The sequence below is a fragment of the Kribbella steppae genome, assembly GCF_004342025.1.
GTDB classification, from domain to species: Bacteria; Actinomycetota; Actinomycetes; order Propionibacteriales; family Kribbellaceae; genus Kribbella; species Kribbella steppae.
In genome coordinates this window covers 467,879-487,748 of record NZ_SLWN01000005.1, presented here as the reverse complement: position 1 = coordinate 487,748, position 19,870 = coordinate 467,879, and the positions used below count along the sequence as shown (strand labels likewise).

Sequence of the window (19,870 nt, the reverse complement as noted above, 5' to 3'; positions counted from 1 at the left end):
GGACACTCGCCAATGGCGGTGGGCAGCTTCGATGCTGCCCGATCAGGACCGGCGGTCTGTCAATGGCTCTGTCAATGAAACCCAGTCACCCCAGGGCAGATCTGGCAGCGGAGACAGCCGCCTTGCCACGGTTCCGCCTACAGACAACACCGTGTGAGGCGACCCCTCGCACTTGTAGAGCGATGGCTACAGTTCGGATCCAGTGCCAGTTCCGTTCAGCCGAGCGAAGTGTCACGACGTTCGGTCGTAGGCCTCCGGCACGATCGCCCACGGTTGTTCGGATGGCACGTTTGAGGTGATCGTGCTGTGCCGTCCCCTACGGGTTGGGTCGGCTGCTGCGGCTGATGAGTCCTGTCTCGTAGGCGTAGATGACGGCCTGCACTCGGTCGCGCAGGCCGAGCTTCATCAACACGCGCCCGACGTGTGTCTTGACCGTCGTCTCCGAGACGTAGAGCTTGGTCGCGATCTCGGAGTTCGTCAGCCCGCGCGCTAGGAGTCGCAGCGTTTCATGTTCACGTGCGGTGAGCGCATCGAGCCGAGTGCGCGCCGCAGTGTCAACCATTCTCGGTGTCTGGAGGAATGACTCGATTAGCCGACGGGTCACGGACGGTGCGAGTAAGGACTCACCCGAGTGGACGGCGCGTATCCCCGCGACCAGCAGTTCGGGCTGCACGTCCTTGAGCAGGAATCCACTCGCTCCGGCTTGAAGGGCCTCGAACACGTATTCGTCCATGTCGAACGTGGTCAGCATGACGACTCGGGACTGAGCGGGGCGGTCGGCCTGCAGTCGCCGGGTCGCCTCGATGCCGTCCATGCCCGGCATCCGTACGTCCATCAGCACGATGTCGGGTCGCAGCTGCGCGGCCAGTTCCAGCGCCTGAGCGCCATTCGCGGCCTCGCCCGCAACGGTGATGTCCGGCTCGATCTCGAGGATCATTCGGAATCCGGCCCGCACCAGCGCCTGGTCGTCGACGATGAGTACGCCGATGGGGCTGGCTGCCTTGGATCCTGCGGCGGGAGGCGTTGGCCGGCTCATGTCGGCTCCAAGGGCAACGAGGCCGTCAGCTCGAAGCCGCCCTCCGGCCGCGTCCGCGCGACGAGTGAGCCGCCGTAGACCGCAACCCGCTCGCGCATGCCGAGCAGGCCGTTGCTGGGCTTGATCAGCTGGGCATGACCTGGCCTTGGTGTCTGGCCGTCGTCCCTAACGGCCAACTGGAGCCGCTCCGGTCCGTAGTCGATGACCACCTCCGCCCGGCGCGGGCTCCGTGCATGGCGGAACGTGTTGGTGAGGCCCTCCTGAACTAGCCGGTACGCCGTGAGGTCCAGACCCGGTGCGAGGCTGCGAGCCGTCCCGGTCACCGTGAGCTCCACCGGCAGACCGGCGGCGCGGAAGTCCCCGACCAGCCGGTCCAGCTGGTCCAGTCCGGGTATCGGCTCGCGCTCCTCGGCTGCGGATGCGTCGCCGTCCTGACGTAGCACCCCCACCATCCGTCGCATCTCCGCGAGCGCTTCCCGTCCAACGGCCTCAACGGTTTCCAGCGCCTCGCGCTCGGCCGCCTGCTGGTCGGTGAGCCGGCGCCGCACCGCCGAGGCCTGAACGGTCATGACGGTGACGCTGTGGCCGATGACATCGTGCAGTTCGCGCGCGATCCGGTTGCGCTCCTCGACCACGGCCCGGGACGTGTACTGCTCGCGAGTCACCCGCCGTTGCTCGCGGTAGAGCATGGTCATCCGCACAAGCGCCCCGACCAGCCAGCCGATGACCCACGGCGCGAGCCAGACGATTGCGGCGAGGCGGTCGGAGAGGCCATGGTTCATGGGGTCGAAGCCCGCCCAGCCGGCCCAGAGGACGACGCCCAGCGCGAGTCCGAGCACCGCCCGCGCCGGCTCGACGTATCGCCCGACACTGTAGATCGCGACAAGCGGGGCGAGCGCAACGCCGTAACCCTCGGGCGAGCCGTACACCGCGAACTCCACGATGTACACCGCCACCACTGCCACGAGGACGGCAAGCGGGCGCACCCGGCGACCCACGAGAAGGAGCGCCGTCACCGCATAAAGGAGGGACTGGGCCCAGAGCGGCCCCTGCCGGTGCGTGGCCCCGATGCCCCACCACGCCTCAAGCTGCCCGAGCATGCCGACCACCATCGCCACAGCGATGTCGAAGGCCCAGTTTCGGCGGCTCACGACTGAGACGGTACGCCCCGAGACGTTGCCTTACGTCCTACCTGCGGAGGACTCGAAGATCCTGCTCCGGTCCACCGGGAGTCCTGCGCACGCACGACGACTGCGAGCGGCCCTGGTCCGTACGTTCGCAAGTGAGGTCGGGCGAACCGGCCAACAGAGGGAGGACGAACATGCACCACACAGCAACCAACATCGCTCCGACCATGGCGCGCCGGATCAGCCTCGCCGCCTGGGCGATGGCCGCCTTCGGCACAGTCGCCGGTCAGCTGCACGCGCTGGCCCGGATCAACAGCCACCCCGAGGACCTCGAGTATCCGCTCACCCGTGCCTGGGCCATGCCCGCGATGGACGCGCTGCGGCCGCTGCTCGACTGGTCAGACCCGTACTTCGTCTACTGGACCTACGGCAAGATCTGGCTGCCGGTCTGCGTCGCCTTCGCCGCCGCGGCCTACCTGGTCTACCGGCGCCGCCAACCAAAGGGCGCCGAGAAGTGGGCCTGGAGGATCCAACTCGCGGCCTACGCGATCCTGACGCTCTCGGTCGCCGGCGACTACTACACGCCATGGACAGCGCAGTTCTTCGGGGCCGGACTGGTGGCCCTGGCGCTCATCGCGCTCGGCGGCGCCGTACTGGGAATCATGCTGGTCCGCAGCGGATTCCGGCCGCGAACGACGGCCTGGCTGCTGATCCTGTTCCTGCCATTGTTCTTCGCGATCACGGAGGTGACGTCAATGGGCAACGCGCTCCTGCCGCTCATGTGGGGCTGGGCGCTAGCCGCCCACCAGGTCGCCGGTGTCGGGGAGCGTGAACCGCATCCGATGTCCGCGCCGACGATGCCCACGCGCGGGTGACGCAGGGCCGGGCAGTCCGGTGGTCACCACCCCGACGTCCTCAGACCGCGCCCCGGAACGTCAGACCTAGCGTCCGCCGAGGAAGCCCGAGGGGGAATGGGTCTGCGCTCATGAGCGCGTGCCACCCTGCCCAGACCAGAGGAGAGAGGTCGAGCGGGGAGTTCGTCGCCCAAGTACGTGCCCAGCGGCATCCGCGCACGGATGCGACCGTGCAGCAACTGATCAACCAGCACCTCGACGACGCCAAGTTTGGGTTCAAGACCCGCAAGAACTACCGCAGTCAGGCGGAGAAGCACATCATTCCGTGCATCGGTCGGCAGACTGCGCGCTGTGGACGCTCGCGTCACAGATTCCTTCTACTCGGAGCTGCGACGGTGCCGTGACCATTGCAACGGTCGACCCCAGGTCCAGCACCGGACGACTCAACGGCACGACTGCGATGAGCGCTGTAGGCCGCACGTCTGCAAGCCGCTAAGCGAGTCGACCGGCCGCCTGATCGGTGAACTTCTCTTGGACGCGAGCGGCGAACGGCACGACAAGCGGCGCGAGGAAGGGCCCCTTACGCCGGAGCTCGCGAGCAGATTCACTGTGATTCGACGATCGGGCGGACGGGTTCGTAGTGGCTAATCGGTTGCGACCTGGACGGCGCTCAGGATGCTCGACAGGCTCTCCGGGTGGGCCATCTTCAAGTCCGCGAGATCACTGGGCCGGAACCAGCGAAGATCGTCATGCTCCTCGGGTGCGGCGTTGACAGGTTCTCCGTCCCAGCGCGTCATGAGGAACGCGTGTATGTCGAGGGTCGGGTCGCTGACCGTCATCGGGATGGGTAGGGGGTCGTGGACGTGGACACCGAGTTCTTCGAGGCATTCCCGACTGACGGCCTGGTGAGGCAACTCGCCCGACTCGACATGTCCGCCGGCGGAGAAGCTCCAGCAGTCGGGATACCACCGACGCGATGGATGGCGATGCACAAGGAGCACGAGACCGTCGCGCACAAGTACAGCGACTGAGATCGGAATCTGGGCGACCATGGCGGCACACTAGACGCGAATGCACTCTCATGCCGCCGAGAGGGAAGCGCGGTCATGCCGATGACAGCGCGTTGGCGTCGACCGAGGCTCGCCGGGCGCCGTGCTGCGCAGGCCTACGCGTTCAGCACGAAGATGAACTCCTCGATACCGTCGTCGGATGCTGGCGCCTTCGCCTCCTGTACGCGATCGCGCCGAAAGACCGACCACCGCCAGGCACCCACCACCTCGACGGCCCGACTATTTCACCGACCACCGACAACATGGTTCCCGCAAACGTCGTGATCTGCCGCGACGCGCGGTCAGGCATACGTTGAGGTGCGCGGCATCGCTAGATGCAAGGGTGTCCGGTAGGACTTGCAACACAGCCGCTGCTGGCTATCCGACAGGTCCAGAAGCGAAGGAGTGATGCGATGGATCCGCAAAGCTCGCCGACTGTGGACGTCATCGACCTCGCGCCGGGTCTTTGGATCTGGCGACTCGAGCATCCGAACTGGAGCGAGGGCCACGACTGGCAGGAAGTGGTGACGAGCGTCTGCGTGGACGCGGGCGCCGAGAGGTGGGTACTCGACCCGCTGCTCCCACCGGAGCAGGCGACCCAGGTGTGGGATCGCTTCGCCGACAGACCGCCCACCGCGGTCGCGGTACTGATTGGCGATCACCTGCGCGAGAGCTGGGGCGATCGGACGACCTGGAGCGTCGATGCGCTGGTTCAGCGCTATGGATGCCGCGCCTTCGGCCCGAACGCCTTCGATCCGGAGATGATCGAGAAAGGTGGCCCGCCCGAGACCGACGTACAGAAGATCCAGCCCGGTCAGGAGCTGCCGGGAGGCCTGATGCCTTTCCGGGATCCACGCGGGTGGCACGAGACGCCGCTGTACCTTCCCGAACACAAGACTCTGGTGTTCGGCGACAGCATGACGGAGCGAGCTGGATCGTTGCGGGTGTGGATGTCACCCACTCACGAGGAGCGTGCCCTGCCTGACCTGCGGGCGATGCTGGACCTTCCGTTCGAGCGTGTGATCATCTCCCACGGCGAACCCGTCCACACTCGCGAGGCGTTTGAGCAGGCGCTGGAGCGTCCACCGTGGCCGGCTACGTCGCTTCACATTTCTGCATGGCGCGGAGACCTCGAACAGGTTCGCAAGCTGGTGGAGAGGGGCGCTGATCTGACGGCGCGATCTGACACTGCTGGCGAGACTCCTCTGGAATGGGCCGTCAAAGCCTCGCGCTCGGAGTGGTCAAGGACGCCCACACACGACGGCGTTATCGCCTATCTCAAGTCGGCCATGAAGGCGGATGGACTTGGTCCCTGATCCGCTCGCGGCAGTTGCGTACGGCTGCAGATCGGTCGCCGCGTAGTCGACTGACAGTTCCGCGGCGGGTGACGCCTGGGGCGCTCACACCATGGCAGGTTTGGGTGCACTGTGGGGCGTGCTGCGTGGCAGCACTCGTGGCACGAATTGGCGGATACGCATGGGGAATCTCGCGCCCGCTGAGAGCGGCAGTTGCTGATCAAACCGCTGGTAGAGAGCGGATGTGACGCTGTCGTTCCTCCTCGTAACGAGAAGGTCGTCAGTTCGATTCCGACAGGCGGCTCCACCCAAACCCCCAGATCAGGACCCAGTTTCCTCGCCCGGGGTTCTTCGTTCCCGCCTCGATCGCCTTCGGTGCCCCCTGAACGACCTTCGGGTCGGAGCCGAGCCACGCCGAGGCGGCTGTTGAGGCTCGACGGTAAACTCCGGGTTCGATCTGTGCAGGGTCAAACTGGAACGGAAGGAGTTGGTAGACGTGCGCGAAGCGGATGCCGACGTTCCGGTCGTGTCGCTATCGGATGGCGTGGTCACTCTCCGGCCTTGGTCGAGAGATGACGCCGGGTTCATGGCGGAAGCATTCGCCGATCCAGCGATCCGACGCTACAACGGGGCCCACGACCGACTCGGACGACCGGCTCCGCCGCTCTCGATCGAAGACGCTGAAGCGACCATCGACGAGTTCGCGTCGAGCTGGCGGGCGTTCGTCGCGGCGGAGCCACCATCTGGTGTTGCATTCGCCATCACGGAGGCAGCCTCTGGTGGCCTGGTCGGCTGCTGCGGCGTCGATGACTGGTCGAAGGCAGACGTAGCGCAGTTCGGCTACTGGATCGGGCCGAACGCGCGAGGGCGCGGGTACGCGACTCGGGCGGTGGTTCTGCTCACACGGTGGTTGTTCGAGCTCGGCGCAGCTCGCGCCTTCCTGACGGTCGAGGCGGACAATGAAGCGTCAGCTGCGGTGGCCCGCCGAGCGGGGTTCGTGCACGAGGGAACGATGCGCGCACACAGCGTATGGCAGGGCGAGCGCTGCGACGTGATGTGGTTCGCGGCGCTGCCGCTCGAATGGACGATGCGCAAGCCGGACGAACCAACGTGATGTGCAAGGCGATCGGAGCCGGGCTTGCCGAGGCGGACTCCGGGCCAGATCGAGACCTTGCCGTCCGGCTCAATTGATCTTGGCTCAGGCCAGCCATGAGGCATAGAAGATCCCGAGCCCGGTCGCGACGAAGATCCCGGCGACGATCCAGAAGCGGATCACGACGGTGACCTCGTCCCATCCCAGGTGTTCGAAGTGATGGTGAATGGGAGCGATTCGGAAGATGCGACGCCCCGTGCCCGTCAGTCGCTTGGTCAGCTTGAAGCCGATCATCTGCAGTAGCACGGACATGGTCTCGAGCACGAACAGTCCGGCGACGACGGCCATCAGGAGCTCGGTACGAGACATGATCGCCAGCCCGGCCAACGCGCCACCGATGGCGAGGGAGCCGACATCGCCCATGATGATCCGTGCGGGCTTGGCGTTCCACCAAAGGAAGCCGATACAGGCGGCAGCGATGGCGGCTGCGAAGACCGCGAGGTCGAGAGGGTCGCGTACCTGGTAGCACTGTGACTCCACCACAGTGGGCCGCGAGGAGTCGCACAGCTGGTTGTTCTGCCAGATATTCACGATGGTGTACGCGCCGAAGATCAACGCCGAGGCGCCAGCGAGCAGCCCGTCGGCACCATCAGTGAGGTTGGCGCCATTGGAGGTCGCGGTGACGAGGAACCAGATCACCAGCAGGACCACGATCAGGGGCAGCTTGATCCCCCAGTCATGAGTGGTGGAGATGTACTGCGACGCCGGCTTGACACCGCGCTCGTCGGCGAAGAATTGCGTGGACAGGACCCCGAAGACAAGCGCGACCAGCGTCTGACCCGCCATCTTGGCCCGACTACTCAGACCCTGGTTGTTCTGGGTGTAGACCTTGATGAAGTCGTCGAGGAACCCCACTACCCCGCAGCCGAAGAACAGCAACATCAGGAGCCAAGCGCTGGCACTCGGCCACCCGCCGGTCAAGATCGTTGCCGTCAGATATGCCGCAGTGGCACTCAGCAGGATCACGAGACCGCCCATGGTCGGCGTACCTCGCTTGACATGATGTGTCGTCGGTCCGTCGTGCCTGATCGGCTGGCCGAAGCCGTGACGGGCGAACCATCCGATTGCGATCCGGGTCCCCAGCAGCGAGCAGACCGTCGCCAGCGCGCCGCTCAGGAGTAGTGCCCGCATACCATTCAGCCCTCTCGGCCATTCGCGTGGTCGATCCCTTCGAGGCAAGAGGGAGTCGTCTCGCCGATTCTGGGGTGCGAGAATCGGCAAGTCGGTCAAACATATCGAAGTTGCAGGTCCCAGCAGGCCGCGACGTGGATCGTACTAGGCCAGAGGCCGGCCTTCGAGTAGCGGACGATCAGTCGGAGGAGGGTCTCGCTCTACGCCGGCAGTGACCCGATCACCAAAGATCGGATGTACCTGCGTGAGACCGTGCCGGCCGGCCCGAAGGCCGAATTTTGGGATTCGGGTCCTGTCGATCGAGGCTGTAGCCGTAGCGAGGCCGTGGGACGAGGCATCAGTGGATCCGGTCGTAGGTCAAGCCGACCACGCCCTGGTCCTCGGTTTCGTGGCTGACGAGTTTCCACTTCGATCCCGGCAGTCCCTCGTCGAACAGCCGGTATGGGCCGCCGACGATCTCGGGGGTGACGATGAGGTTGAGCCGGTCAACGGCCTCCGCCGAAAGAAGCGCCTTGATCACGCTGGCGCTGTGGCTGATCAGGATGTCGCCCTCGCCGCTGGCCTTGAGGTCAGCGATCACGTCGGCGGCCGGGGCGTTGACGACCCGACTGCCGTCCCACGGAAACTCCGAGAGCGTGGAGGACAGCACTACCTTCTCCACTGAGACGAGCCATCTGGCGTACGCCTCATCGCGTGGGTCGGCGCCTTGCATGCCGATCACGGGGGGCCATACCTCAAAGAAGTGCTCGGCGTTGACACGGCCAAGCACGACGGCGGTCGCCGTCTGGATGCTCTGCACCATCTGGTCGCCGGCGACGTCGGAATCCCTCGCGTACGAGGCGATCGCCCCGTGGTCCCAGCGACCTCCGGGCCCTTGATAGCAACCGTCCAGGGTGAGGCCGATGTTGGCGACCACCCGGCGGCCGTGGGTGCTGTTCTCGGTCATGGTGCTCCTTGAGAGGAGTGTTTCGGTGCAGGCAGGGCGAGCAGAGGACGTCGATCGCTGCCGCGCGAAGCTCTGCCGACATGGGTACCTCTGTGCTCGAAGGGCGCCTAGCGCCAGACCGGTAGCCCATGTGATCCGCCAACAGATCCGCGACACCTGTCCGCCAACTGATCCGCAACAGCCTAGGAGCCTGGCGACCACCTGAGGAGTCTGGGCCAACGCACGGAGCAGCCGATGACCAGGCGAGGCGTTGGCCGCCGATCAAACTGTCCAGAAGGATCGAGTTCCGAGCATTCCGCGACCTCATCGTGGAACGGCTGCAGCTCCACGATGAGGTCGCGGTCGACCATTAGGCGTCAGGTGGTAAGAGAGCCGCGCCGATGTTCCTCACCGTCTGGACGAGCACGGCGATGGAGTCACTCGGCCCGAGGCTGCGGCTTGAAGCGGCGAACCTCGTGCGGCCAACCGCATGCCTCCGCGACCTTGCCCGCCCACATCTTGGCGGCCTCGTCATCGGCTACGTCCACCAGACCGAACCCGCCCAGAAACTCCTTGGTCTCGACGTATGGTCCGTCGGTGATCACTACGTCGCCACTGGTGGGGTCGGCGCTGTAGACCGGGCCATCCTCCTCTTCCAGCCCTCCGGCAAAGACGTACACGCCGGCAGCCTTCATCTCGTCCACGACCGCCCTGGCGAGTGGCCCGCGCCCGCGGAACCACTCCTCGGTGTGGTCACCCACCCACTGTTGGTTGAAGTAGATGAGGTACTCGGGCATGTCTGCTCCTTCGGCTCGAGCGGACCCGCTGTCCGCCTCTACCTACGCTACGAACGGCGTCCGTTCGATCCGACAGGCTATCGGCAGAAGTTTCACGGGACCTCCGCCGTTCGGCCCCGACGCAGATGGCATGCATCCCCTGTTCGCGGAGTTCATCGCCCCTGCCACCGGCTCGGAGTAGCCCAGCGGACCAGGTTCACCAACTATCCGACCTGGCCGGGAACACACGCGTAGGCGTTATGAGCCTGACGACCACATCCGACCGCTCCACACCCTTCTCCGTGACACCGCGTAGAGCGGCTGCAACTCGTCACGCGCGGTCAACTGAAGGACTCGGGGCCGAAGCGGCCGATCGCCACAAAGACCGCGAGGGCCAAGTACGCGAGGTTCAGCACCGCGTGCGCGCGCTCGTGACGACGGGAGGTGACGATCGCCGCGCCCACCATGATCGTCGCCAGTCCGACGGCGGCCAGCGGTGCGAGGACCGGAACGATGTCGAGGGCGGCCGGTACGATCAGGCCGATGGCGCCCAGGATCTCGACGGTTCCGAGTGCCTTGACGAAGCCGGGGCTGAAGTTGTTGACCCAGCCTCCACCGGGAGCCTTGGCCAGCTTCTCGTACGGGATGAACAGCTTGTTGGCGCCCGCGAAGACAAAGACGGCAGCCAGCAGGCCGGCGACGATCCACAGAGCGAGATTCATGCGTTTCTCCTTGTTGGTTACCTTGGCCCTTCCGGGCCCGTCATCACCCATGACGGAACTTGTCGGTGGGAGGTAACAGATGACTGGATCGGACCGGGAGAACGCCGTCGCGGAAGCGTTCATGGAGGAGCGCGAGCGACTGGTGGCGATGGCCTACCGGATGCTCGGCTCGCGGGCGGACGCCGAGGACGCCGTACAGGAGGCGTGGCTGCGGCTCGCGCGCCAGGACGCGGCCTCGATCGACAACCTGGCCGGCTGGCTGACCACCGTGGTCGGCCGGGTGTGCATCGACATGCTGCGCTCACGCAAGGCCCGGCCGGTGGCGTCACACGACGACGGGTTGCCCGAGTTCGTCGTGACCGAGGACAACGTCTCGGCGCCTGAGGACGACGCGCTGCTTGCTGATTCGGTCGGGCTGGCACTGCTCGTTGTGCTCGACAGCCTCAGTCCCGCCGAGCGGCTCGCCCTCGTGCTGCACGATATGTTCGCGGTGCCGTTCGAGGAGGTCGGTCAGATCATCGGCAAGTCCACCGACGCCACCAAGATGCTTGCCAGCCGCGCCCGTCGGAAGGTCCAGGGCACACCTCGCCCGGACGGCGAACGGCAGCAGCGGCGGGCGGTGCTGGATGCGTTTCTCGCGGCGGCCCGTGAAGGAGACTTCGAAGGGCTGCTGCGGATACTCGACCCGCACGTGCAGTGGCGCAGCCATACCGCGCACGGCGTGGTGGTCAAGCTGGGAGCGACCGAGGTGGCGACAAATGCTCAGCGCGGGGCTTACGTCAGGGCAACGGTGCAGCCGGTCCTCGTCAACGGCGAGCCGGGAATCGTGGCCTGGGGCGCGAACGGCAAGCCCCTGGGCGTACTGGCGTGCACGGTCGTCGATGGGCGGATCGTCGAGATCACCTCTCTACGTGACCCACGCCAGCTTGCTGCGATGGACCTCCCCGGACGCCCCGACTAGGTCGTGTCTCGAAGTCAGCTTTCCCTACTGCATGGCGAACATCCGGCGAACCGGTCACCTACGCCAACATCGCCGCAGCCGCCGGCGTCAGCCGCTCCTGGCTCACACCCAGCCCGACGTGCGCGCAGGCAAGTCGCGGTTGCAGGCCGCGCGCGGATGGGCGGGTACTCCCCGGCGGTTCCGTCACGAACTCAACTGGACCGCGTGACCGGGGACCGCAGGCCGAGCCACTGCTCGGCGTCCCAGGCCTGGAATCGCTCTACCTCGGTGAACCCCAGCTTCGCCGCGAGGCGCATCGAGCCGACGTTGGCGGTCTGAGTGGTGAGCACCACCGGCTCGCCGGGAAGGACGCCGTCGAACCAGTCGAGTGCGGCCGCGCACGCCTCGGCGGCGTACCCGAATCCCCACGCTCGCGGCAGGAACAGGTAGCCGAGATCGGCCGTCCCCGCGGCAGCCGGGCGATGGTTCTCCGTTGCTCTCCTGAGCAGGATCTGGCCGATCATCGCCCCGTCGAGATCAACGACGAAACTCCCGGGCCACCGCTCGGGCGTCCCGGGCGTCTCGCGCTCAAGCTCGTCACGCGGGCGGGGGCCGCCGAGGTAGGTGTGCACCTCTGGCGACGCCAGCAGCTCGATGAACGTCGCACGGTCCCGGGCCTCGGGCTCACGGAGCACGAGCCGCTCGGTCCTGATCGGCTCAGGCGGCCAAGCCACGAGTCCCAGATCTTCCATCCGCGCACGCTAACAGGTGGTGGTCACACCAACCGGCCGCATCGTTCTTTCCTAGTGGCCGGCAGGGTGAGCCGGTAAGGAGCAGCGACGCAGCGGGATAGCGGATCCTGAGGGATTCGCGGGGATGGGGTGCATCGAATTACTCGTGCATGCCGGAGACATCGCAGCTGGCCTTGGGCTGCCGTTCGATCCGCCGCCCGGACGTATGTTAGTGAGTCGTGGTCCGGCTGTTCCCCGGTCGCCCGCCCCGCCTCCCCGAGGTCGACCCCTGGACCTTGCCCAATGGGCAACGGGTCGCGCAACCATCACGGACCTCCCTGCCGTCATCGACTGGGCTTGGCGCAGAGCCCCAGTCGCCATCTAGAAATCCGGCAGCGGGCCGCGGATCTCTCCCTCGCCCGACTGGACTAGGTGAGCGATCTTCTGCAGCGTTTCCAGCGGGGTGAGGGTCGAGTTGTCGACGGGTGCGGACCAAGGAGAGCGCTTGGCTCGCAGGAGGTGGAGGTCGTTCATGAGGTGGGCCGGTGATCGGTCCGGGTCGTCGGCCGTCCGCCGGAGTACTGCTTCTTTGGAGGGATCCAAGGAGAGGTGGAAGACCCGGCCGAGTCGCAGGAGGTCTGGGATGACCGGGTTCAGGTCGATGGAGTCGTGAATAGTGTTGCCCGCGATGAGGACGTTGTCGTAGTCCGCCCCGAAGAACGATTCCGCGAGCGACACACACTGGCGCAGTACGAGTGCGGTGCGGGCGTCGTCGTACGGGAGGTCCCAGTGGGGGTCGACCATGAGGAACAGTTGGTCGGTGTCGATCGCTGCGGTCCGGCCCCAGGTGGTGAGCTTCTCGTCGTGGCTCAATCGGAGAATGGTCGTCTTGCCGGAGCCGGCCGGTCCGGAGAGGAAGACGGTTCTAGGCATCCGCATCAGACTGTCGTGCCGGACGATCGCTCATGTCTGTCAGGATAGTTCGCGCCGCGGCCCGGATTTGTCGTCGTGCATGGTGATCACACGACTTGGTTGCTGCCGGCCCCGTTCAGTCCACGCAGGGTAGCCACAGGCCGAGCAGTCGACCAGAGATTTGCATCTTGTTGCCACGCGGGACGCGCCACACGACGGGCTGCAACACACGGAGCTGCCGATGTGTGCTCGGCTCTGATTGAATCCTGGCATGATGGAGTGGGCATCATTGCGAGACGCGTATGGATCCGCCGAGCATGTGCCTGCTCTCCTTGCGACGGCCGCGGCAGCGGGTGCTGACGACGGCGGACCCTGGGATGAACTATGGGGGCGGCTGTGCCACCAGGGCACGGTCTACAGTGCGAGTTACGCCGCGCTCCCCACGCTGGCGCAGATGAGCGAGCAGCACGACCCGAGTGGGTACGTGGCCGCCTTGCACCTGGCCGCTTCAATCATCGCCTCGAACGACGGGCCAGAGGAAAGAGCTGTAGTTCGCCAGCGCTACGCGCATGAGCTGGCCGACCTACGCACCGTCGCCACCCGGAACCTGCGGCATGCATCGGACGACACCGACTTTGTGTACGGACTGCAAGCACTCATGGCCTTCGAGGATGGAGGCATATGGCAGCGAACCCTCGATTGCCTCGCGAACGGCGAGGCTTTGCTTGAGTGCCCGTCTTGCGGTGAAGACCTGCTGCTGAACCTCGACAGCCCGATGCCCCGGGTGGCCAGCTTTGCCGACGCCTCGCTCGCACCCACGGCGGTCACGCCACTCGAGCCCTCCGCACCGACGGTTGAAGGCCGACTGCTCGCGCTCGCACAGACCAACCAGCGAACTGCCATCGCCGCCAAATTGCCTTATCTCTTCGGCGGTTCCAACTGCCCACGCTGCCACGCGTCATTCCAGGTTCCGCAGGCGTTCGCCTGACACCGACCCGGCACTACTGAGGCGATCCGCACGACCTAGACGGTGTAGAACCGGGCCATGGGAGATGCACCAAGGTTCACACTCGACCACTGACCTGGCCGTTAGATATCGACGTCGTGCAGCACAGGCTCGGAATGTGGGTTGGGCGACCGACGTACGAGCGCGCGATCGCGGTGGTGAGCGGATTCGACATGGCCCAAGCAGAGAGCATCGAGCAACGCATGCAGTCGCGAGTATCGCAGCGTCGCGATACGGGATCGATCTCCTGGCCGTGGGCACTGCTCGTCGAGGCGATCGGCGACTGCCGCAGATAGTAAGGCTCGCTCACGCCGAGGAGAGCGCGGGCCGTGGCGCCTTCTGGTTGCACGCAGTGGATGGTGAGGCTGTCGCGGAGGTGTGGGTCGGACACCAGCCCGACGAAATGGTGTGTGTCTACGACGATGAGTTCGTCACCACCAGTGGTGCGGTCATCTTGTCGGACGCGGGCTACGACGAGGAACTTCCTGCTGAGATCGGGGAAGGCGCACACCGGCTCAGGGTCCTCGTCGATGAGCTCGGCGTTCCGAAACGGGTCGTGTATGAGTTCACCGACGGAGCCACTCATTGACGACGCCGGAGCGGCAGACCTAAGCGGGCATCGGGAGCCGCTTCAGCGTGGGGCGGTTGGTTGGGCTGCGCGGATATGCCGCGATGCGAGCGTTGCCGGTCATGACGGCATATCGGGGTGATCTCCCCACTCGTCGAGCACCTGCTGACGGATGAGCAAGTCACTGAAACTGACGGCACGCCAGGGGACGTTGAACTCGGGGCATGGGGCCCACACGTCATCCCACGATCGAGCCCTCAGCGCCAGACCGTCCGGCATGCGCAAAAGTCGGAACGAGCCGTCGGACGACCGCGGACCAATCACGAATCGGTTCTCCGTCACCGGAGCATCCTGACATGCCGCAGATAGGATGGCGCGGTCATGCCGATGACAACCATCAGCTGGCACACGACTGTCAAGCATCAGCCGTCACAGGACAGGACACCTCTACGGGTCTCTGCCGAGTTTGGCTTTATGGATCAAGGCGCGCCTTCGGCGCGCGGCCCGGCCGTGCGCATACGGCCTCCGGCCGTTCACCGGCCGGGCCCGCCCTTCGAGTTCTTCACCAGAGCCAACGACATTGCCTCCGGTCGGGGCCTCACGACTCCGGGATGACGGGGTTGAATCGGCCGGCATAGGTCGGAGGGGGGTGCGGAGATGCGCTGCGACATCGGGCGTTAGCGGGTAAACAGCTTCCAGTGCCCCTCGGAGACGACTTCGACGTTTCCATCGATCACTTTGAGGGCGGTCTGATCGTCTGTCGCGTACGCCCGCACCGGCATGGTGGCGGCCCATTTCTCGGCGCTGGCCATGGTGTTGTCCAGGAAACCCGGGTAGTCCAGGTGCGGAAACATCGAGAAATCGACTATGCCCAGCGTTTTGTCGCCACCACCGGGCGGGCTCCAGCGAACGAACCTCTCCCCGATGCTGGGGGTCATCACCATGCTCCCGGCGCTCAATCCCACGTAGACTGCGCGCAGCGACGGCAAGAGGTCTGCCAGTCCGGATTGCCGCATCCAGTAGCACAGGTACATGGGATCGCCGCCTCCCACCAGCAGGGCGTCAGTCTCCTGAACCAGGGGAACCCAGACCTCTTCATCGATGCTGGGCAGCGCGGTGAGCTCCAGCACTCCCAGGGACTTCCAACCCAGTTCGGTCATGGGGCAGAGGGGTTGTTGTCCGCTGATCAGCTTCCATGCCTGGCCAGCGCCGCCGGGCTGGGCGTACAACGCGGTGGGAATGCAGAGAGCGTTGCACTCGGCAATCGGTTTGCCCAGCAGGTCGACCAACGCGTCGTGGATGCTCGGGTTCTTGATGCCTGAGTCCGTGAGGAGAAGCTTCATAATGCCTTTCCCTGGCTAAATCGTCGACCGCTCGATGAGACTAGTATTTCACCTGAAACTGACCCACGACCGTTGTGACGGCGTCCTTGGCGACGAGTGTGGTCGAAGGATCGTACAGCCGGCGGCGCAGGTCCTGTAAGCACCGATTGCGCACGACGGATCCACTCAGGACACCGACCGGCAACCTCACGTAACTTCGATGAGCCGGTAAATCGGGGTGAACAGGGCAGGGGCAACTTTGAATCTCGCGGACAGCGAGGCCCCCGAGAGGCCCCGGACGGCCCTGAACAGCCGTCAACGACCCTCGACCACTGGGCACAATTGGCGCTCAGGATCGGGGGTCGTCGGCGAGTGGACGCTCACGGAAGCGGACTCGTAATGAGAAGGTCGCCGGTTCGATTCCGACAGGTGACTCCACCCAAACCCCCAGCTGCCGGGGGAAAGTCCTTGGCCACGCTTGGGGGAGCGCAACTATCGTCGGCGCAATGTTGATCCGGCCCGTTCGTGAGAGCGACATTGAGAGCCTTCACCGAAACCGGCTGTGCGGGCTCACCATTGAGGAGACCGCCGAACTGGTCATGTCGGCAACCGACGAGGAGCACGGCGACGAGTCGCGCTTTCTCGTCGCCGTCGCGCAGGGCGGAGGAGTTGTCGGCATGACCACGGTGAAGCGGCTGAAGCATCGGATGTGCAGGCATCGGGCTGAACTGGGCGGCTTTGTCATTCTTCCCGTCGCTCGTGGGACCGGGCTCGCTCGAAGGATCGTGGACGCTGCAAGCAGGCATGCCGGCGACTGGGGTTGCTCGATCCTTGAGGTCAGCTGTCGCGGCGGCACTCATGCCGAGAAGGCGTACGTCGGTCTCGGGTTCCAGGTGTGGGGGCAGCTGCCCGGCGGCTTCCACGATCACGATGGTCTCGTCTTCGATGAGGTCCGATTGTGGATGTCACTTCCAACGAAGACACCGTGACTGGTCCCCTGAGTTCGAACGACCGGGGCGTGCATCGTGCCCTCACCGGCCGTCGGTGGTCACTCAGGGGGTGTTGTGGACATCGGTTTCAGGTGTGGAGATCACGCTAGGCGGCCGGCCGCACTTCCAAAACTGGCGAACCTGCTAACAAGGTGCTGGACCGCCGTGGACAACGGTGGACCGACAGGCTGGACGTGCCGCCTGATCGCTGGCCCCGAGCAGGTCGGCTACTCCTCTGGGGCGCCCGAAAACACTCGGAGCACGTGGCCGTCTGGGTCGGCGACGCGGAACTCGCCACCGTCGGCCGCGTAGGGCATCAGGATCTTGGCGTCATTGATGACGAGGTGCTCGTACAGCGCGGCAGGCTCGCTGACGAACAGCGCAAGCCACGTACCGGGTTGTCCCTGGCCGTTCTCGCAGAGATAGATCTCCTCTTGGTCCCAGCGGATGATGGCGAAGTCGGCTGGATCTCCGAAGGTGTCCAGGAGTTCGAAGTCGAGGACCTCTGTGTAGAACGTGATGCTGGCCTGGAGGTCGGAGACGTTCAGGATCGGGTTGATGTGGACGAGGACGCCGCCTGTCGAACCCGGCATGAATCTCTCCTTAGGTGGACGTTTGCTCACGGAACCTGTGGATCGATGTGCACGACTATGTACCAGACGAACCGCCAGGAACGTATCTGCTCGGCCTGCGGGTGCATATCTGTGGTTGGGCTTCCTTGGATGGGTGTCGTGTTCAGCGGTACGCCGATCGTCGTATACATGAGGGTAGAAGCCCAGACTGCGAAGGAGGGTGCCGTGGCGGACGAGGACAAGAAGCGGGCAGCGCACCTGGCCCTGGTAGATCGCGTGCTGAACGGGGAGGGCAGAGCGTCTGCGGAGGATCGAGCGCGGGCCTTCAGCAACGACGGTCTCTCCCCGCCGTTGGACGCGCTGATCGGCAAGGTCGCCGACAGGCCGGCGCAGGTCACCGCCGAGGACTTGGCTGCGGCGAAGGCGTCGGGCTGCACGGAGGATCAGCTTTTCGAGCTGGTGGTCTGCGCCGCGGTCGGCCAGTCCGCCCGGCTGTATGAGGCGGGGCTGGCCGCCCTGGCCGAAGCGACCGCCGAGGGGAGGCCGGATCGTGCGACTTGACATCCTCAACAACGGGTACGGCGCAGGGACCAAACTGCTGTTCGGGCTCATCCGGCTGTTCTCCCGGCACCCGGTACCGGACGCCGCCAAGCTGGTCTTCTACCGGCCCGATTTCTACGGCACCCGGGCCAAGGAGTTCACCCACGAGGCGATGCGCGGGCCGTCCGCCTGGTCGGTGGGCGACCGGGAGCTGATGGCGGCGTACGTCTCCACGGTGAACGAGTCCGCGTTCTGCGTCAGCGCGCACACCGCGACCGCAAGTCAGGCGTACCAGGACGGGCCACAGGTAACGGCGGCGCTGGCCGACCTGGACTCGGCCCCCGTAGCAGAGCCGCTGCGGGCAACTCTGCGGATGCTCGGCAAGCTGACCCGGGAGGGGAAGGTCGGCGCCGAGGACATGCGGGACGTGCTGGCCACCGGCGTCTCACCCGAGCAGGTCCAGGACGCGCTGGCGGTCTGCGCCGCCTTCAACACGACCAACCGGCTCGCCGACGCCTTCGGGTTCGAAATGCTCAGTCCCGAGGACTTCGAGGCAGGAGCCAACTACCTGCTCAAACGCGGCTACCGGTAGGTCGTGTAGCGGACTGCCGGCCAGTTGTCATCCAGGGCAGGCCGCGGTTCGCTTGTGTACGACGGCCTGCCGAGGGCAACGGGTGGGTGGCCGAAGCGGGTCGGCCACCCAGTCAGGAGCGTCTATGGCGACGGGACGTGGCCGGGTGCGGTCTGCACCGGTTGGCGGTCCTTGCGCCGGGTTGAAACGGTGACAATGATGATCGCGATTCCGATCATCAGTAGTACGCCGCCCACGACCAACGCGGCGATGGCGATGGGCTGGATGATCGGAAGTTCGCCGCCGACGCTGACGTCGGCGTCGACACCCGGTGATCCGTCGGCGTTCATGACGACGACCGACCAGTTGCCGTCGGCAACGTCCCAGCCGAGGGTACGTGGGCCGGTTCCGGTGTCCGAGGCAACCCAGAAGGTTTGCGCGGCGGGATCGGCTGTTGGCTGACCGCCCGGCCGTGGCACGTAGGTGACCTTGAACGGGTCGACGTCGAGGTCCGCGATCTCGGTGTGGCCCACGCCGTCGAGATACCTGGCTACGTCGGCGGACGGGCCGACGCCGATGAACAGCGGTGTCTGCGGGTTCCTCGACTCGATCCTGATCCGGACGTCGCCGAGCAGGTCATTGGCAAAGATCGCATCGGGGCCGGCGATGTTGACGTCGAGTGCCGGAGCGGACAAAGCGAAGGTGTCGGTGGTGATGCGTTCGGGGCCGGCGGTGTGATAGCCGTCGGCGTCGCGTTGCTCGTGGGCCCACAGTCCGATCCCGCCGCCGATCATCAGGCTGCCGCCGAGCATGACGAACATGGAGCCGATGATGACCAGCACCGTGCGCCAGGCGCTCCAAGAGCGGCGTACCGGTGCAGTGGGAGGAGCGGGGATCGGGGTAGCCGGGGTCGTGGTCATGAGACGGCCTCCGTGACATCGGCCGGTGCGGGTGTCCTGATCATCCAGACGCCCAGCCAGATCATCGCCAATCCGAGCGGGATACCGAACGGCGGCAGCAACGCCTGGAAGCCGAGCAGTCCGCCGATCACGATGGCTACGCAGATGGCGCGTGGGAAGACACCGGCCCGAAGGCTCGAGATGCCGAACAAGGCCCAGCCGATCGCGAACAGCAGGTAGCTCGAAACGGCGCCGATCACGATCAGACCTGACGGATCGGCGTCGAGAACCTCAGGTGCGATGTCGGCGACGTAGGTGACGTAGAACGTCTCGAACCACAGATCACCGGCGAGGAACATCGTGCCCACCATCGCGGCGATCACGCCCACGACGCCGAACCGGCCTGCCTTGCGAGCCTGCCATCCGTACGCCGCGACCACGGCGAGCAGCAGCAGACAGAAGGCGACGAAGTACACCACGCCGCTGACCCGGTACACGGTGTTGGTCGACGTACCCACATGATCGTCGCGATCGACGATCGGGAAGATCACCAGTTCGACCAGGACCATCAGGGATCCGGCGGCCAAGGCGAGCGGACCTGCCAGCCGGGCAAGTGGTGCGCGGGAAGCGGTGAGGTCGGTGCTTGATTGGTGCGTCTGTGATGCATCCAGTTTTGTCATGCTGGACAGTCCCCTCAGCGAGCGGGACCGGCGTTTTCCCCCACCAGGTCCCCAGGACGATCGGACCCTCGG

23 protein-coding genes are annotated in these 19,870 nt (G+C 65.6%); 9 read left to right on the top strand and 14 right to left on the bottom strand.

Going from position 1 to position 19,870, the window contains the following annotated elements:
• Window positions 1-316 precede the first annotated feature (316 nt).
• Together EV652_RS17185 and EV652_RS17180 are read right to left on the bottom strand one after the other, a co-directional pair.
• Window positions 317-1,036 (bottom strand): response regulator, encoded by a 720-nt coding sequence (locus EV652_RS17185; protein ID WP_132210136.1) that lies wholly within the window; start codon window positions 1,034-1,036, stop codon window positions 317-319.
• On the bottom strand, window positions 1,033-2,187 hold the full coding sequence (locus EV652_RS17180; protein ID WP_132210135.1) for a sensor histidine kinase: 1,155 nt from the start codon (window positions 2,185-2,187) through the stop codon (window positions 1,033-1,035). The genes EV652_RS17185 and EV652_RS17180 overlap by 4 nt, the downstream gene beginning before the upstream one ends.
• Window positions 2,188-2,357: 170 nt before the next feature.
• Here EV652_RS17180 and EV652_RS17175 point away from each other — a divergent pair, with 170 nt between their 5' ends.
• Both EV652_RS17175 and EV652_RS44045 read left to right on the top strand, forming a co-directional pair.
• On the top strand, window positions 2,358-3,038 hold the full coding sequence (locus EV652_RS17175) for a hypothetical protein (RefSeq protein WP_132210134.1): 681 nt from the start codon (window positions 2,358-2,360) through the stop codon (window positions 3,036-3,038).
• A 209-nt stretch (window positions 3,039-3,247) separates the two neighbouring features.
• Window positions 3,248-3,421 carry a hypothetical protein gene (locus tag EV652_RS44045; protein ID WP_158441176.1) on the top strand — a complete coding sequence of 58 codons (174 nt, stop codon included), beginning with the start codon at window positions 3,248-3,250 and terminating at the stop codon, window positions 3,419-3,421.
• Between the two features lie 240 nt (window positions 3,422-3,661).
• On the opposite strand, the gene EV652_RS17170 is transcribed toward EV652_RS44045, so the two are convergent.
• A complete protein-coding gene (locus EV652_RS17170; RefSeq protein WP_132210133.1) occupies window positions 3,662-4,069 on the bottom strand; it encodes an NUDIX domain-containing protein in 408 nt (135 codons plus the stop codon).
• A 410-nt stretch (window positions 4,070-4,479) separates the two neighbouring features.
• On the opposite strand from EV652_RS17170, the gene EV652_RS17165 reads away from it, so the two are divergent.
• Window positions 4,480-5,382 carry an MBL fold metallo-hydrolase gene (locus EV652_RS17165; RefSeq protein WP_132210132.1) on the top strand — a complete coding sequence of 301 codons (903 nt, stop codon included), beginning with the start codon at window positions 4,480-4,482 and terminating at the stop codon, window positions 5,380-5,382.
• 475 nt (window positions 5,383-5,857) lie between these two features.
• Window positions 5,858-6,475: a GNAT family N-acetyltransferase gene (locus EV652_RS17160; RefSeq protein WP_158441175.1), complete on the top strand. Its 618-nt coding sequence runs from the start codon at window positions 5,858-5,860 to the stop codon at window positions 6,473-6,475.
• An 84-nt stretch (window positions 6,476-6,559) separates the two neighbouring features.
• On the opposite strand, the gene mraY is transcribed toward EV652_RS17160, so the two are convergent.
• From mraY to EV652_RS17140, 4 genes are all read right to left on the bottom strand, one after another.
• Complete coding sequence (gene mraY, locus EV652_RS17155; RefSeq protein WP_132210130.1) at window positions 6,560-7,645, bottom strand: phospho-N-acetylmuramoyl-pentapeptide-transferase; 1,086 nt, start codon at window positions 7,643-7,645, stop codon at window positions 6,560-6,562.
• Window positions 7,646-7,982: 337 nt separating this feature from the next.
• On the bottom strand, window positions 7,983-8,561 hold the full coding sequence (locus tag EV652_RS17150; RefSeq protein ID WP_242001823.1) for a dihydrofolate reductase family protein: 579 nt from the start codon (window positions 8,559-8,561) through the stop codon (window positions 7,983-7,985).
• Window positions 8,562-9,007: 446 nt separating this feature from the next.
• Entirely contained in the window at window positions 9,008-9,367 is a 360-nt protein-coding gene (locus EV652_RS17145; protein WP_132210128.1) for a YciI family protein, read from the bottom strand.
• A 320-nt stretch (window positions 9,368-9,687) separates the two neighbouring features.
• Window positions 9,688-10,068, bottom strand: coding sequence for a DoxX family protein (locus tag EV652_RS17140; RefSeq protein WP_132210127.1), 381 nt, complete (start codon window positions 10,066-10,068; stop codon window positions 9,688-9,690).
• Between the two features lie 79 nt (window positions 10,069-10,147).
• Here EV652_RS17140 and EV652_RS17135 point away from each other — a divergent pair, with 79 nt between their 5' ends.
• Window positions 10,148-11,029 (top strand): sigma-70 family RNA polymerase sigma factor, encoded by an 882-nt coding sequence (locus EV652_RS17135; RefSeq protein ID WP_132210126.1) that lies wholly within the window; start codon window positions 10,148-10,150, stop codon window positions 11,027-11,029.
• A gap of 191 nt (window positions 11,030-11,220) precedes the next feature.
• On the opposite strand, the gene EV652_RS17130 is transcribed toward EV652_RS17135, so the two are convergent.
• Both EV652_RS17130 and EV652_RS17125 read right to left on the bottom strand, forming a co-directional pair.
• Window positions 11,221-11,760 (bottom strand): GNAT family N-acetyltransferase, encoded by a 540-nt coding sequence (locus EV652_RS17130; RefSeq protein WP_132210125.1) that lies wholly within the window; start codon window positions 11,758-11,760, stop codon window positions 11,221-11,223.
• 360 nt (window positions 11,761-12,120) lie between these two features.
• On the bottom strand, window positions 12,121-12,672 hold the full coding sequence (locus tag EV652_RS17125; protein WP_132210124.1) for a DEAD/DEAH box helicase family protein: 552 nt from the start codon (window positions 12,670-12,672) through the stop codon (window positions 12,121-12,123).
• A 433-nt stretch (window positions 12,673-13,105) separates the two neighbouring features.
• Here EV652_RS17125 and EV652_RS17120 point away from each other — a divergent pair, with 433 nt between their 5' ends.
• Window positions 13,106-13,639 carry a hypothetical protein gene (locus EV652_RS17120; RefSeq protein ID WP_132210123.1) on the top strand — a complete coding sequence of 178 codons (534 nt, stop codon included), beginning with the start codon at window positions 13,106-13,108 and terminating at the stop codon, window positions 13,637-13,639.
• A 76-nt stretch (window positions 13,640-13,715) separates the two neighbouring features.
• On the opposite strand, the gene EV652_RS17115 is transcribed toward EV652_RS17120, so the two are convergent.
• Window positions 13,716-14,243, bottom strand: a complete 528-nt coding sequence (locus EV652_RS17115; RefSeq protein WP_132210122.1) for a hypothetical protein — start codon at window positions 14,241-14,243, stop codon at window positions 13,716-13,718.
• Between the two features lie 659 nt (window positions 14,244-14,902).
• Window positions 14,903-15,568 (bottom strand): Type 1 glutamine amidotransferase-like domain-containing protein, encoded by a 666-nt coding sequence (locus EV652_RS17110; protein WP_132210121.1) that lies wholly within the window; start codon window positions 15,566-15,568, stop codon window positions 14,903-14,905.
• A gap of 485 nt (window positions 15,569-16,053) precedes the next feature.
• Here EV652_RS17110 and EV652_RS17105 point away from each other — a divergent pair, with 485 nt between their 5' ends.
• Entirely contained in the window at window positions 16,054-16,536 is a 483-nt protein-coding gene (locus EV652_RS17105) for a GNAT family N-acetyltransferase (RefSeq protein WP_132210120.1), read from the top strand.
• A 227-nt stretch (window positions 16,537-16,763) separates the two neighbouring features.
• On the opposite strand, the gene EV652_RS17100 is transcribed toward EV652_RS17105, so the two are convergent.
• A complete protein-coding gene (locus EV652_RS17100; protein ID WP_132210119.1) occupies window positions 16,764-17,129 on the bottom strand; it encodes a VOC family protein in 366 nt (121 codons plus the stop codon).
• A 129-nt stretch (window positions 17,130-17,258) separates the two neighbouring features.
• Here EV652_RS17100 and EV652_RS17095 point away from each other — a divergent pair, with 129 nt between their 5' ends.
• Window positions 17,259-17,669 carry a hypothetical protein gene (locus EV652_RS17095; RefSeq protein ID WP_199238224.1) on the top strand — a complete coding sequence of 137 codons (411 nt, stop codon included), beginning with the start codon at window positions 17,259-17,261 and terminating at the stop codon, window positions 17,667-17,669.
• Complete coding sequence (locus EV652_RS46025; protein ID WP_132210118.1) at window positions 17,659-18,240, top strand: carboxymuconolactone decarboxylase family protein; 582 nt, start codon at window positions 17,659-17,661, stop codon at window positions 18,238-18,240. Before EV652_RS17095 ends, EV652_RS46025 begins: the two co-directional genes overlap by 11 nt.
• 122 nt (window positions 18,241-18,362) lie before the next feature.
• Here EV652_RS46025 and EV652_RS17085 read toward each other — a convergent pair whose 3' ends face one another.
• Entirely contained in the window at window positions 18,363-19,139 is a 777-nt protein-coding gene (locus EV652_RS17085) for a hypothetical protein (protein ID WP_132210117.1), read from the bottom strand.
• Complete coding sequence (locus EV652_RS17080; RefSeq protein WP_132210116.1) at window positions 19,136-19,798, bottom strand: hypothetical protein; 663 nt, start codon at window positions 19,796-19,798, stop codon at window positions 19,136-19,138. Before EV652_RS17080 ends, EV652_RS17085 begins: the two co-directional genes overlap by 4 nt.
• Window positions 19,799-19,870: the final 72 nt, after the last annotated feature.